The following is a 315-nucleotide window of genomic DNA, read 5'->3' as shown; positions in this document are numbered from 1 at the left end:
TCGGACGTAAAATCTTGAAAGAGAGATAGGTCTGTAGCTCAGCTGGTTAGAGCGCACCCCTGATAAGGGTGAGGTCGGCAGTTCAAGTCTGCCCAGACCTACCAATTTCGTCCTCTATCTTCGTTAGTTCATCACTCATGTAGGAAACTACATGTCGCGATAAACCGCCTTGATATAGAACAAAATATTACGTTTTAGCTTAAAGTGTGTTTCCCATTGCGGGGCTATAGCTCAGCTGGGAGAGCGCCTGCCTTGCACGCAGGAGGTCAGCAGTTCGATCCTGCTTAGCTCCACCACTTCTTCGTATAAGAAAGA

General features: G+C 47.6%; 2 tRNA genes. Both read left to right on the top strand.

The features are described from left to right. Positions 1-27 precede the first annotated feature (27 nt). A tRNA-Ile gene (locus H4J65_RS00050) sits at positions 28-104 on the top strand. Between the two features lie 116 nt (positions 105-220). Continuing rightward, positions 221-296 (top strand) — tRNA-Ala (locus H4J65_RS00045). Positions 297-315 lie beyond the last annotated feature (19 nt).

The sequence above is a fragment of the Colwellia sp. MB02u-9 genome (assembly GCF_014077085.1).
Taxonomy (GTDB): domain Bacteria; phylum Pseudomonadota; class Gammaproteobacteria; order Enterobacterales; family Alteromonadaceae; genus Cognaticolwellia.
The sequence above is the reverse complement of the archived record's forward strand: the minus strand, read 5'-3'. Positions and strand labels throughout refer to the sequence as shown.